The sequence below is a fragment of the Pseudomonas sp. E1MeOHC2 genome (assembly GCF_058745025.1).
In genome coordinates, this window is the sequence record NZ_CP196675.1 from 1,655,513 (window position 1) to 1,668,885 (window position 13,373).

Sequence of the window (13,373 nt, forward strand, 5' to 3'; positions counted from 1 at the left end):
TCCCTTTGCGATTTATAGACTAAGCACTTAGTCTAGAATACACTCGCACCGAGTGGAGCGTCCAGAGCGCCGTTGCGGCCTCGGCTCAGGGAAATCGATACAAGCAACGCTCACCGAGGGTGAGCAACCATTCAGCGCCTACAGGGCCGGAATACACATGACTGAACATGGCAAAGCAAAAGCCGACACCTACCATGACCTTGCAGCCAAGCATGTCTCGGCAAGCCGGATCATCGCGTTGTTCATCCCCTACAAAATGCAGATTGCGCGGGTCATCTGCCTGATCCTGGTGTGCTCGGCGATCGGCATGGCTTCTCCTTTCCTGCTGCGGGCGATAATTGACGAGGCGTTACCCGACGCGAACATGCGCCTGCTGGTGTACCTGGCGGGCGGGCTGATTGGTGTTGCCGCTTTGACTGCCGGGCTGAGCACGCTGCAAATTGTGATGTCGACGAAGATCGGCCAGTCGATCATGCATGACCTGCGTGTGAGGCTTTACTCACACCTGCAATCGCTCTCGCTGTCGTTCTTCACGGCAACACGCTCTGGCGAAATCCAATCACGTATCGCCAGCGATATCGGCGGCCTGCAAACACTCGTCACCCATACCGCCAACGAGTTGGCGCGTAACTTCAGCATCGTGGTGATGACCACCATCGCCATGTTTCTGCTCGACTGGCGGCTTGCGTTGTTTTCGATGATTGCGGTGCCGATCTCCCTGCTGCTCAGCGACCGCGTCGGCAAGCTGCGCGAAACCATTACCCACGAACAGCAGGTGCGCCTTGGCGATATGTCTGCAGCGGTTCAAGAGTCGCTGTCGATTTCGGGTGTGATCCTGGCGCGTACCCTGGGGCGCGCTGCACATTTGACCCAACGCTTCACGCGTACCTCGAAAGAGGTCGCAAGCCTGGAAGTGCGCTCCCACACCGCAGGAGAGTGGCAGTGGCAGTTGATCCTGCTGATGTTGTCGATGTTCCCGGCACTCACCTTGTTGCTGGGTGGCTTTTTGATGAATGCGGGGGCTCCGGCGACGATCGGCACGCTGGTGGCAATGATCGCGCTGCAGGAGCAGTTGCTCTGGCCGCTGGAAGGGTTACTGGAGATCGGCCGTGAAATGCGCACCACCCGCGCCTTGTTCACCCGCGTTTTCGAGTATCTCGACCAGCCCGTAGAAATCACCGAAAAACCCGATGCCATCACCTTGGATCGGCAGCACATGCAAGGCGCGGTGCAACTGAGAAACGTCAGCTTCTCTTACCCAGCTAACCTGCAACCGACGCTGTCGGATGTATCCATCGATATTCCAGCCGGCTCCAGCGTCGCCATCGTAGGCTCCACAGGGTCGGGCAAAACCACGCTGGGGTACCTTCTGGCGCGCCTTTACGACGTTTCGGCCGGTGAAATCCGCTATGACGGCGTGGATGTGCGCACGCTGAGTTTTGAAACAGTGACCGATATGCTGGGCGTCGTCACCCAGGAACCCTATCTGCTCTACGCCTCCGTGGCGGAAAACCTTCGCTTCGCAAAACCCGACGCCACCGATGAAGAGTTGATCGCGGCGGCCAAGATCGCGCAAATCCACGACAGCCTGTCGGCCTTGCCCCAAGGATATGACACGCTGGTTGGCGATCGCGGATACCGCTTCTCGGGGGGAGAAAAGCAGCGCCTTGCGCTCGCACGCACGATCTTGCGCAACCCGCCGATCCTGCTGCTCGATGAAGCGACCAGTGCGTTGGACACAAAAACCGAACGCGCCATGGAAGTGGCCCTGGCGGCCCTGTCAAAAGGTCGAACCACCATCACCATTGCACACCGCCTCTCCACCATTCGGCATGCTGATCAGATCGTCGTTCTCCAGCATGGCCGCGTTGTTGAATGCGGCACGCACACCGAGCTGGAGCACCTCAACGGGGTTTATGCCGGGCTCATCGCGAACATGAATGCAAATGCCGCTTGACCTCACCTTAACCTGAGGTTTTATAAGGGTTGTCGGTTTGCCTTCGCAAACCCTGCTCGCCACGGCGGGTGAACTTACGAAGTGGAGCCGACATGAACAAGCATCACGCCTCTCCTGACACCAGCTCGCAATCCGAGTCAGCAGCAGCGCCTGTGGATAATCGCCCGGCCAGTGCGGGCTGGGCTGACCTGCTGTCAGGCGCCAATGGCGTGCGCTCGCTGGCGTTGGCCGGGGGTGTCGTGCTCCATGCGATCAACGTCTACATTGCGACCACGATTCTGCCTTCAGTGGTCAGGGACATCGGCGGCATCGACTATTACGCATGGAATACCACGCTGTTCGTCGCCGCTTCCATCCTCGGCTCGGCACTGTCGGCGAGGTTGCTGGGCGGTGCGGGGCCGCGTGGCGCCTACATCGTCGCCACGCTGGTGTTTGCCAGCGGCGCCCTGCTGTGTGCGTTTGCCCCATCGATGCCGATCATGTTGGCCGGCCGCCTTGTTCAGGGGCTCGGCGGCGGTTTTCTGTTCGCCCTTTCTTACGCCATGATCCGGCTGGTTTTCGCTGAAGCCCTGTGGCCACGGGCGATGGCGCTGGTCTCGGGCATGTGGGGGGTGGCGACGTTGGTGGGCCCAGCAGTCGGCGGTATCTTCGCTGAGCTTGGCGCCTGGCGCGCCGCTTTTTGGTCGCTTATCCCGGTCGCCGTGTTGTTTGCGCTGCTGGCTGGCATCGTGCTGCCCAAACGCAGCGCTGAACGCTCAGGCCGCGCTCCGCTGCCACTGGTCCAATTGGTGTTTCTGACGTCGGCAGTGCTCGCCGTTTCAGCCGGCAGCGTCTCGCCCAGCGTGCTCTGGAACATCGCCGGCCTTGGCGCCGCCGTTATCCTCACAGCCTTGCTGATAGGGACCGAAAGCCGCTCATGCCATCGACTGCTGCCGGCAGGTGCATTCAGCATTACCTCTGCGCTGGGGGCACTGTATGCGACGATGTCGCTGCTGGCCGTCGCCGTGACCAGTGGCGAGATTTTCGTGCCGCTGTTCCTCCAGGTGCTCCACCATCAATCCCCCCTCGCCGCCGGCTATCTCGCCGCGCTCATGGCAGCCGGGTGGACGCTGGGGTCCCTTGCCAGTGCCGGGGCAAGTGGCAACGGCATCAGGCGCGCCATCCTCGCCGGCCCGATCCTTGGGTTGGCCGGCATGGTGACACTTGCCGTTTTGATGCGAACCGAAAGTGCAGGTGGCTGGCAAAGCATGACGCCAATCTGCCTCGCACTGGTAGCCATCGGGTTGGGAGTGGGCCTGGCGTGGCCGCATTTGCTGACCCGCGTGTTTCAGGTCGCGTCGGCTGGCGAGCAGGACTTGGCTGCGGCGTCCATCACCACCGTGCAACTGTTCGCCACTGCGCTCGGCGCAGCGCTGGCCGGCATGGTGGCAAACCTTGCCGGGCTTACTGACCCAGGCGGTATCGTGGGCACGGCAAGCGCTGCAGGTTGGCTGTTTGGCGTGTTCGCGTTGGCGCCCCTGCTCGCCCTGTTTGCGGCCCAGCGCGTGGTCCGCCAGCACGCCCAATCGGGGGCCATGCAGCAACCGGCCTGCACGCGGTAGAACAGGGTGCAAGGCCTTATTCGAGAAAGCGCCGGATCATGCGCATCAGCGTTGGCGCATAGGCTTTGAGCTTGAAGTCCCGGTCCAGCACGGAGCGGGAGACTGCACCGTCAATGAGCGCGATGAGCCATGTAGCAGCGATCTTCGGGTCCAGGGATGCATCAATCTGACCTTGGGCGATGCCCCGCCGCAAAAGCGTGACCAGATCGCCCTTGATCGACGCCTCGCTGGCAGCGACCAAGGTTGCCATCTCGGGGTTGCGCATGCTCTCGGCAACGACCTCGACGCCTATCTTGGCGTAGACAGGGTCGGCGCACTGCTTGAGCAGGCCCTTTGCCAATTGCTCGATAGCCCGAATGGCATCGGGCTCTTCGGCAAGTTGGGCGAAGCGTTCGCTCATTTCACGCCGGTCTTCCTCCACAATGGCCTCGATCACGGCCTGTTTGTTGGGGAAGTAGTGGAACAGGTTGCCTGGGCTCATGCCCGCCGCTGCACAGATCTCGTTGGTCGAAGTGCCTCGAAAACCTTTCTCGGCAAAGCACGCCACAGCGGCGCCGAGGATTTGCTGCAGCTTGGCCTGGTGTTTCTCAGGGTCGACCTTTCTCATGTTTTCTCCGTGGTTGCAGGTGCCGACCTGCAATCGCACGGATTAGATCGACTACTTAGTCTCTCATTTGAAAAACCTCACACACAAGGCTGTGGGCGAAGCGAACCTGTAACCTGCGGATGCCTTGTATTACCAGCTGTAACTCAACTTGGCAGTGACTTCCCGCCCTGGGTTGTAATAATTCGCCGTCCCCGACCCCACCACATGCTGCTCGTCAAACAGGTTGCTGACATTCAGCGCAAGGTCAGTCCCCTTGGCAATCTGGTAATTCAACGCCGCATCAAACAGCGTTGTGCCCTCGCTTTTCTTGGTGTTGGCGGCATCCATGTAGTAAGCCCCCACGTACCGCGCCCCCAGCCCAACGCTCACGTCAGTATCAGGGATGCTGTAGTAGCTCCACAGCGAAGCAGAATGCTTCGGTGCAGTGGTGAATTCTTTACCCTTGAGCGACGAGCCGTCGTACAGCGCACCGCGCAGCACTTCGGACTCCATATACGAATAAGCGCCGATCACGCTGATGTCTTGCGTCACTTGCGCTTTTGCTTCCAGGTCGAGGCCGCGTACGCGTGACTCGCCAACGGTCTGCTGCTCGATGATGCCGCTTGGCAGCACCACGGCGATGGTGACGTTTTCCTGGGTCAGGTCATAAATGGCAGCGGAGAACAATGCATCCATGCCCATGGGCGAATACTTCACGCCCACTTCGTACTGCCGACCCGTCTGCGGTGTAACGCCTACTTGGGGCGGCGAAACAGATTCGACCATGCTCACATAGGTCGACACCTCATCGTTGACGATATAGGTCAACGCACCGCGGTAAGAGGTTTCAGAGAAGCTGTCGTTTTCACTCGCGGCGCCGCCGATGTACTCCTTGCTGGACAGGTCCATGGAGTCATTGCGCACACCTGCGGTCGCGATCAAGCGGTCGTAGAACGACAAGTTTTGTTGCAGGAAAACAGCCTTGGTCGTGGCGTCGTTCTTCTTGCGGGTATAGGGCGTGATGCCGCCCGGCACGCCGGTGAAGACCGGGTTGGCGATATCGATGGAAGGCGCCAGGCCGTAGACGGAGCTTTGCGTGGTGGTCGAGTCGAGATACTCCACCCCCACCAGGGTGCTGCTGTCGATGTGCTCGAACTGGGCATCGTATTGCAGCATCAGGTTGCCGTTGAGTTGATCGGCGTCGCTGTCGGTACCAAACACGTAGCGTGGAATCGTGGTGCCAACACGCGACGGGCTATCGCTTAGGTAGGCGTAGCCAAAGTCATCACTCAACTCGCTGTAACGCAGGTTGCTGCGCAGCACGAAACCGTTGTCGAAATCGTGGGTGATGTTGCCGCTGAGGCTGGTGCGCTCGACGTTGTGGAAGTTGTAGCTGGGCTCACCGTAGAAATCGCTGCGGTCGTATTCCTTGTCCAGTGGATAACCACCGCTGTTCGGCGAACTGTCGGTTTTCAGGTAGTCCAGAATCACCGTGGCCGAGGTGTAGTCGGTCGGTGCCCAGGTCAGGCCACCCATCACGAAGCGGTTGTCGTCCTGCGAGTGGTCGTACTCGCGGTCGCTGTTCTGCATCTTGGCCGTGAAGCGACCGGCCACGGTTTTTTCGTCGTTCAGGGCATCGCCCACATCAATGCCAGTCTCGGCATGATCGTAGGAGCCATACGTAACATAGCCCTGGCCGAACTGCTCGAAGCGCGGCTGCTTGGTCACGAAGTTGACCGAGCCACCGGGGTCGGCCGGGCCGAACAGGGTGGAGTTGGCGCCGCGCAGAATTTCGATGCGCTCGTAGGCGTAAGGGTCTTCGCGCACACCGCGCATCGAGCTCAGGGTCAGGCCGTCACGGTAGGTGGTGGCCTGGAAGCCGCGGATCTGGAAGTAGTCGTTGCGATCGTCCGAGCCATAGAAGTCGCTGATAACGCCTGGGGTGTAGAGCAGGGCTTCTTCGGTGGTGCTGACGCTGCGCTGCTCCATTTCCTTGCGGGTAACGACAGACACAGACGCGGGCGTGTTGAGGATACTGGTCGCGACTTTGCCACCTACCCAAAGCTCCTTGGCGACCACCGAGTCGGCGTCGTCGTCAGCATTGGCCTTGACCTTGGCATTGATGATGACAGGCGCCAGCCGATAGTCCTCGGTCGCGCCAAGTTCGAGCGGGCCGGAAGGCTTGGTTTGCGCAATGATCAGGTAGGCATTCGGGCCATGCTGCTCCGACTGTAACTCGGTCCCCTGCAACAATGACGACAGTGCTGCCGGCGTTTCGAGGGTGCCCTGCACGCCTTGGGTGGTGCGGTTGCCGATGCTCTGCGCATCGTAAGACAGGCTGATGCCCGCCTGGCGCGCAAAGCGGTCGAGTGCCGGCGCCAGCGGGCCACCCGGGATGTTCCACTGCTGCAGCGGGCTGTTGTGATCAGCGGGCACCGGTTGCGCAAGCGATGGCAATGCATAGCTGCTGACAACCAGCCCCAGGAAGGCGCCGTGCAGGGCTCGATTCAATGGATGGCGCTGTGGGGTCGAACTCATTTTCTCGCTCCGTGGAGTGCTGGCGGACTGGCCTGTATTCCGGCCTTCTCTACAAGCCGAACGAGAATGAGAAAACACCTCATTTATTTTCAGGTTTCTGCGCAGCACACGTCACACGCGCGCTATTGAGCCTCCCACACCGCCGTCCAGGCTTACCGTGCGCCCTATTCCTGCGTTGGATATGCCCCGTCGTCGCGGTCATTCAACTTCAGAATGTGCTCTTTGATGGAAGTACCCGCCAGGCTGACGAACGTCATATAAAAGTCCTTACCCAGATGCAGCAATGGCGAGCCTTTCAAGGATTCGGCGGCAGCCTTTATTGCAAATACCCCGAACTGTTCCGAGATGATTTCGACGCTGCGCGCACGCTTGGAGGGCTCGTCATATGGCTTCTGATACCAAGTGGCGATTTGGTAGTCGACATCTTCTCGTTCAAACACCGCATACACATGGCTGACCAGGGCTATGCTGGTTTCGCGAATCAAGCCAGGGTCGACATTGTGTTGTTCAAGCAGCGCTTCGATGGGCTGGTTCATGACAAACAGCAGGTCTGCATTCGTATAACCGGGCATCGGAGGGAACACGCCGGGAGGCAGTTCGATGGTTGGGGCAGTTACGTCGTCATTGTGCATGTGAAGCTCCTTCTTCAGCCTGAGTTGGCGCGCAGTGAATGACATTTGCCAATTGAATTAGTTGCGCGTCAAGAAGAAACAATCGCATTGCGCACGCTGCCTCATGACTGGCCCTCGGCCAAAAGCGCATCCTGCAGGGCCGGCAGTGGTCTGCTCAGCAACACGCCGACCAGCACCGCGAACAGCAGCGCCGCGACGCCCGCGACCTGCAACACGGCTTCAAAACCACCGATGAACGCCTGGCGAGCCAAGGGCGCGACCGCTTCACGCAAGCCGGGGTCCAGCACGGCCAACGCCGCCTGCAGGTCGCCCGCGGCAACCCGCGTAGCCATCGTGGCAACCTGGCCAAGGTGCGAGGGCGCCACCGCTGCCATGGCCTCGTGCAGCAGCTGGCCGCTGCGGGCAGCCAGCACGCCGCCGAGCACACCGATGGCCAGCACAATCGCGCCGAAGCGCGTAGTGGTGCTCAGCCCCGAGGCCATGCCAGTACGTTCACGGGGCACGCAGGCCATGATGTTCTTTTGCGTATCGCCATTCAGCAGCCCGGCCCCCGCGCCCAGCACCACGCTCGCCAGGGCAAAAGCGGTATAGCCGCCGTAGCCAGCGGCCCAGGCACACAGCAGGTTACCCACGCCCACCAGCAAAAGCCCGAGGGCAAACACCTGGGCCGGGCTCAAATGCGTGGCCAGGCGCATGCCCACACGGGGTGTCAGCAGCATGGCCACAGCGAACGGCAGCATCCCCGCCCCTGCCGCCAGGGCCGACAGCTGCAGGCCGTTTTGCAGGTAGAGCGGCAGCAAGGTCATCATCACCTGGGCACAGGCCGCGTAGCCAAACATGCCCAAGAGGGCACCGACGAAGCGCCCGCTGCGCATCAGTCGCAGGTCGATCATCGGCCGTGTCTGGCTGCGCTCGACCATGATGAACAGCCCGAACAGGAATGCGCTGATCAGCAACCGCGCCAGAGTCTGGGCGCTGTCCCAACCGACCTGGTTGGCGTCGATCATGGCCCAGATCAAGTAGCCCAGGCTGCCGGCGAAGGTCAGGCTGCCCCAGGGGTCAAGGCGTGCTGCGGCGCTGTCGCGGGATGGCTCGACGCTGCGCAGCACCATCACGGCCAGCGCCGCCACCAGCGGCACGTTGATGTAGAAGATCCAGCGCCAGCCCAGCGTGCTGGCGATCACCCCGCCGAGCAGCGGCGCGAAGGTGATGGTGGCGCCCATGCAGGCGCCCCAGAATGCCCAGGCACGCAAGCGCTCCTGGGGTTCGTGGAAGCGATGGCCAATGGCGGCGAGTGCTGAGGTCAGCAGCATGGCAGCACCGATGCCCTTGGCCGCCCTGGCCAGGTCGAGGAACACCAGGCTGGGGGCTGCACCGCAGGCCAGCGAAGCGATGCCGAACACGACCAGGCCGATCAGCAGCATCCGCCGTCGGCCAAAGCGGTCGGCCAGGCTGCCGGCTGGCAGCAGGCAGGCGGCGAAGGCCAGCAGGTAAGCGCTAACCACCCATTCGATATCGGCGAACGAGCCGGACAGGTCGCGGGCGATGCTGGGCAGGCTGACGGCGACGATGTTGGTGTCGAGGATGATCAGCGCACAGACCAGCGAGGCGGTGAGCAGGGTAAAGCGCGGGGAAGCGGGAGTAGGCATGGCAAGGCTCCGAAGGCGGGCTGGTTGCCATGCAGATCGCGGGCGGCCTGTGAGATCGTTGGGGCTGCTTTGCAGCCCATCGCAGCGGTTCGGCGCCCCAACAAGCCAGCTCCTACAGATACAGCGCAGGCCTTGAGTGCTGCACTGTATCTGTGGGAGCTGGCTTGCCTGCGATGGGGCGCGCAGCGGCCCCTGCGATATCACTGACAGCACCGATACCTTTGCCGCCATGGCACCAGCCTTGTAGTGTTGTCCTCACCTTAACGCCATCAGCCTCACGGCTTGTTAGCCGCCGTGGCCCGCGTCATTAGCTTGCAGGTAACACCGCATGGAAATCCGCCATTTCCGCTACTTCCTCTGCGTCGCCCAGCACGGCCACTTCACCCGTGCCGCGGAACAGCTGGGTATCGCTCCGCCTACCCTCAGCCGGCAGATCCAGGACATGGAACGCGAGCTGGGCGTGCGCTTGTTCGAACGCAGCCAGCGCGAGGTGAACCTCACCGCCGCCGGCCAGGCGTTGCTGATCGAGGCCGAACACGCCGTACGCCAGTTCGATGCCGCGCAACTGGGCGCGCAGCGTGCAGGGCGCGGCGAAAGTGGGCGTATCGAATTGGGTTATGTAGCCTCTGCCGCCTACTCGGGCATGCTGCAGCGGCAAGTGACCGGCTTCAGCGAAAGCCACCCCGGCGTGCGCCTGAACATTCGCGAACTGCCCATGGCCGAGTTGCCTGGCAGGGTGCGCGATGGCCTGCTCGACCTCGCCTACGTACGCTCGCCGATGGAGCTGCCGGAAGAACTGGAAGCCATCGCCCTGCACCAGGAAGGCTTCGTCCTCGCCCTGCCTGCCAGCTCGCGGATCAATGAGTTGCAACAGATCCCGGCCTCACGCCTGGCCAATGAGACCTTCATCCTCCCCGAGCAGATTTCCGGCACGCTCGAAGTGTCGGCGCAAGGTGGTTTCGTGCCACGACTCGGCCCGCAACCCGGCAGCCTGGTCGCGGTCATCACGTTGGTTTCATTGGGCCAGGGCATCGCCGTGGTGCCGGAGTCGGTTGTGCAGCGCATCAGCTTGGCGCAGGTGAATTACCGGCGCATCGCCGACTGCCAGGCCAGCTCATGGCTGAGCCTGATTCATCGGCGTTTTGAAAAGGCACCTGCGGTGATCAGGTACATCGAGATGATGCGCTGATCCCCGCAGTAAAAGTCTCACCAGTGGTGAGACTTTTTGCTTGGACGATCAAGCCAATCACCCCATCGACCGCGCCGCCACCGCCTGCGCATGCCCCCGCGATGTAACAATCCCCAGGAAGGAAATCACGATCGCCAGGCCCAGTGTCGAGCTCACTTCCACGCGATGCTCCGGGGTATACATCATCACCGCCAGCGCTGCCGCGATGAAGATGATCACAGCCCAGGTCAGCCATGGGAACAGCCACATGCGGAACTTCAGTTCGGCGTTCTCACGCTCCAGGCGGCGGCGCATGCGCAGCTGGGAGATGGCGATGACCATGTACACCAGCAGGGCGATGGCGCCGGAGCTGGCCAGCAGGAACTCGAACACCCCTTTGGGCGCGAAGTAGTTGAGGACGGCGATGGCCGCACCGATCAAGGTGCTGCCGAATACCGCCGAGCGCGGCACGCCGACCTTGGAGGTCTTGTTGAGGAAGGCCGGTGCGTCACCGCGTTTGGCCAGCGAGTACATCATCCGCGAGGCGATGTAGATCGACGAGTTCATGCAACTGGTCACCGCCACCAGCACCACCAGGTCGACCATGAAGGCCGCATTGGGGATGTTCATGATCTCCAGCGCACGCTGGTAGGACCCCACCACCGCCAGCTGCGGATCGTTCCACGGCACCACCGAAATGATCACGAAGATCGACAGGATGTAGAAGGTGCTGATCCGCCAGATCACCGAACGCGTGGCCTTGGCGATGTTGCGTGAAGGGTCGCTGGACTCGGAGGCGGCGATGGTCACAGCCTCGGTACCAATGAAGCTGAACATCACGGTGATGAACGCGCCGATGACGGCAGACCAGCCCTTGGGTGCAAAACCGCCGTGCTCGGCGATCAACCCGCTCAAACCGCTGACTTCACGGTTGGGCAGCCAGCCCATCAAGGCCGCGAAGCCCAGGCCGATGAAGCCGAGGATGGCGGTGACCTTGAGAATCGCGAACCAGAATTCGAACTCACCGTACTTGGCCACGCTGAACAGGTTGGTGCCTGCCAGCAACAGCACCGAGGCCAGGGCGAAGATCCAGCTGTCCACCTGTGGGAACCAGGCGTTGAGCACATGCCCCGCCGCCAATGCCTCGATGGGGATTACCAGCACCCAGAACCACCAGTACAACCAGCCAATGGTGTAGCCAGCCCAGCGGCCGATGGCCTGGTCGGCGTAGGTGGAGAAGGACCCGGTGTCAGGGTGCGCCACGGCCATCTCGCCGAGCATGCGCATGACCAGTACCACCAGGGTGCCGGCCACGAAGTAAGAAATTATGGTGGCTGGCCCGGCCGCGGCAATCGCGTGCCCGGAGCCTACGAAAAGTCCCGCACCGATAATGCCCGCGATGGACAGCATCGTAACGTGACGCGGCTTGAAACCTTGTGCAAGGTTGCCATCAGATCCCACGGTGTTCATTGATCTTGTTCTCTTTTTGCTAACACAAGGAAGGACGGGGGGCAGGCGTAGGCGAACACTATCTCCTAGAGAGTCAATCGGAATGACACGTCACTCACGCGCTGTTGTTGGCCTTTTGCACGCTTTCAGAGCAACGCACCAGCAGAATTCGGGGTCCATTTAAGCCCCGTAAGGCGTAGGGAAATTACACGAGAACGTCCCGCAAGTGTGCGATCACGACAACGCTTTTCCATTCCCGCCAGATGTCGCGATTGGCATGTCCAAACGCGCCATCAGGCCGTCTGAAGCTATCGTTTTTCATTTGGATGTGTATCGCCCTTGCACAAAAAAACCCGCACCTTTGGGGAGCGGGTTTAGTGGGGCAAGGGACCGCCGCGAAGCAGACGACAGCGAGAGAAACGCCTTAACGCACCATGCAGGGCCGCTTGTTGTCGAAGCTCCAGCCCGGTATCAGAAACTGCATCGCCACGCTGTCATCCCGCGCCCCGAGCCCCATGTTGCGGTAGCACTCGTGCGCCTTGGCCAACTGGTCCTCATCGAGCTCCACCCCCAGCCCCGGCCGCGCTGGCACGCGCACATGGCCGTCGACGATACGCAACGGCTCACGCGTCAGGCACTGGCCGTCCTGCCAGATCCAGTGGGTGTCGATGGCGGTGATCTCGCCCGGCGCCGCCGCCGCCACCTGGGTAAACATGGCCAGGGAGATATCGAAGTGGTTGTTCGAATGCGAGCCCCAGGTCAGCCCCCAGTCATTGCACATCTGCGCCACCCGCACCGAGCCCTGCAAGGTCCAGAAGTGCGGGTCGGCCAGGGGGATGTCCACCGACTGCAGCTGGATCGCATGGCCCATCTGCCGCCAGTCGGTGGCGATCATGTTGGTGGCGGTGGGCAGCCCGGTGGCACGGCGAAACTCGGCCATCACTTCACGGCCCGAGTAACCGTTCTCGGCACCGCAGGGGTCTTCGGCATAGGCCAGCACACCGTGCTTGTCACGGCACAGGGCGATGGCCTCCTTGAGCGACCAGGCGCCGTTCGGGTCGAGGGTGATGCGCGCGTCGGGGAAGCGCTCGGCCAGGGCGGTCACCGCTTCCATCTCTTCCTCACCACGCAGTACGCCACCCTTGAGCTTGAAATCGCTGAAGCCATAGCGCTGCCTGGCGGCTTCGGCCAGGCGCACCACCGCGTCGGGCGTCAGGGCCTTCTCGTGGCGCACGCGCAACCAGTCATCGTCTGCGTCCGCTTCGTTGCGATACGCCAGGTCGGTCTGCTGGCGGTCGCCGATGTAGAACAGGTAACCCAGCATCTTCACCGCCTCACGCTGCTGCCCCTCGCCCAGCAGTGCGGCCATGGGCACGCTCAAGTGCTGGCCGAGCAGGTCGAGCATCGCGGATTCGATAGCCGTAACCGCGTGCACGGTAATGCGCAGGTCGAAGGTTTGCAGGCCACGGCCGCCGGCATCGCGGTTGGCGAAGGCCTGGCGCATGGCGTTGAGCACACGCTGGTAATGGCCGATGGGCTGGCCGACCACCAGGCTGCGGGCGTCCTCCAGCGTCTGGCGGATCTTCTCGCCTCCTGGCACCTCGCCCAGGCCGGTGTTGCCAGCGCTGTCGCGCAGCACCACCACGTTGCGGGTGAAGTACGGGCCATGGGCGCCACTGAGGTTGAGCAGCATGCTGTCGTGGCCAGCCACCGGGATCACGCGCAGGTCGGTGACCACGGGGGTGGCAGTGTGAACGGCGGGAGTGGTCTGCATGTTCATGGTTTTATCTCGC

9 protein-coding genes are annotated in these 13,373 nt (G+C 61.9%); 3 read left to right on the forward strand and 6 right to left on the reverse strand.

Annotation, left to right across the window (positions count from 1 at the left end; all coding sequences use genetic code 11):
• Positions 1 to 157 precede the first annotated feature (157 nt).
• On the forward strand, positions 158 to 1,957 hold the full coding sequence (locus ACSSU5_RS07365; protein WP_492560901.1) for an ABC transporter ATP-binding protein: 1,800 nt from the start codon (positions 158 to 160) through the stop codon (positions 1,955 to 1,957).
• A gap of 92 nt (positions 1,958 to 2,049) precedes the next feature.
• The gene (locus ACSSU5_RS07370; RefSeq protein WP_492560902.1) at positions 2,050 to 3,558 is read left to right on the forward strand and encodes an MFS transporter; all 1,509 of its coding nucleotides are present in this window, start codon (positions 2,050 to 2,052) and stop codon (positions 3,556 to 3,558) included.
• 16 nt (positions 3,559 to 3,574) lie between these two features.
• Here ACSSU5_RS07370 and ACSSU5_RS07375 read toward each other — a convergent pair whose 3' ends face one another.
• The 4 genes from ACSSU5_RS07375 to ACSSU5_RS07390 form a co-directional block, all read right to left on the reverse strand.
• On the reverse strand, positions 3,575 to 4,165 hold the full coding sequence (locus tag ACSSU5_RS07375; protein ID WP_264311481.1) for a TetR/AcrR family transcriptional regulator: 591 nt from the start codon (positions 4,163 to 4,165) through the stop codon (positions 3,575 to 3,577).
• Positions 4,166 to 4,294: 129 nt separating this feature from the next.
• On the reverse strand, positions 4,295 to 6,682 hold the full coding sequence (locus ACSSU5_RS07380) for a TonB-dependent siderophore receptor (protein ID WP_492560903.1): 2,388 nt from the start codon (positions 6,680 to 6,682) through the stop codon (positions 4,295 to 4,297).
• Between the two features lie 164 nt (positions 6,683 to 6,846).
• Positions 6,847 to 7,314, reverse strand: a complete 468-nt coding sequence (locus tag ACSSU5_RS07385; RefSeq protein ID WP_492560904.1) for a hypothetical protein — start codon at positions 7,312 to 7,314, stop codon at positions 6,847 to 6,849.
• 101 nt (positions 7,315 to 7,415) lie between these two features.
• Positions 7,416 to 8,963, reverse strand: coding sequence for an MFS transporter (locus tag ACSSU5_RS07390; protein WP_492560905.1), 1,548 nt, complete (start codon positions 8,961 to 8,963; stop codon positions 7,416 to 7,418).
• A gap of 328 nt (positions 8,964 to 9,291) precedes the next feature.
• Here ACSSU5_RS07390 and ACSSU5_RS07395 point away from each other — a divergent pair, with 328 nt between their 5' ends.
• Positions 9,292 to 10,152, forward strand: a complete 861-nt coding sequence (locus ACSSU5_RS07395) for a LysR family transcriptional regulator (RefSeq protein ID WP_492560906.1) — start codon at positions 9,292 to 9,294, stop codon at positions 10,150 to 10,152.
• Positions 10,153 to 10,209: 57 nt separating this feature from the next.
• Here ACSSU5_RS07395 and gabP read toward each other — a convergent pair whose 3' ends face one another.
• Positions 10,210 to 11,601, reverse strand: coding sequence for a GABA permease (gabP, locus tag ACSSU5_RS07400; RefSeq protein WP_264311476.1), 1,392 nt, complete (start codon positions 11,599 to 11,601; stop codon positions 10,210 to 10,212).
• Positions 11,602 to 12,004: 403 nt separating this feature from the next.
• Positions 12,005 to 13,360: a glucarate dehydratase gene (gudD, locus tag ACSSU5_RS07405; protein ID WP_492560907.1), complete on the reverse strand. Its 1,356-nt coding sequence runs from the start codon at positions 13,358 to 13,360 to the stop codon at positions 12,005 to 12,007.
• Between the last annotated feature and the right edge of the window lie 13 nt (positions 13,361 to 13,373).